General features: G+C 68.2%; 1 protein-coding gene. It reads right to left on the reverse strand.

What is annotated here, in order from left to right; all coding sequences use genetic code 11:
- Window positions 1-424, reverse strand: a 424-nt coding sequence (locus H7I41_RS20385) for a pirin family protein (RefSeq protein ID WP_264014435.1), incomplete at both ends; no start/stop codon positions are given.

The raw sequence follows: 424 nt of genomic DNA on the forward strand, positions 1-424 counted from the left end.
CGGACAGCACGTAAACCAGGGCGTTGTAGCCGCGGTCCCACGGCAGATCCAACCGCGCACCCGGCGCAACGGTGGCGTGCGCGAGCGTGATCGGCGTGTGGGTCTGCCCGGGTCCGCGCTGCCCGTCGATGTCACCGGCGATGACGCGCACCAGCGCACCCCCGTCTTCCGACGACAGCAGGGTCACCGCGCGCCCCTCGATGGATTGGTAACGCGGAGAGGCGAATTTGTCCTTGCTCGGCAGGTTCACCCACAGCTGGACACCATGGAACAGCCCACCGCTTTCCACCAGTTCGGCCGGCGGGGTCTCGATGTGCAGGATGCCCGAGCCCGCGGTCATCCACTGGGTGGCGCCATCGGTGATCAGGCCGCCACCCCCGTGCGAATCCTGGTGCGCGAAGCGCCCGTCGATCATGTAGGTGAC

It is taken from the genome of [Mycobacterium] manitobense, from assembly GCF_025821665.1.
GTDB lineage: Bacteria > Actinomycetota > Actinomycetes > Mycobacteriales > Mycobacteriaceae > Mycobacterium > Mycobacterium arseniciresistens.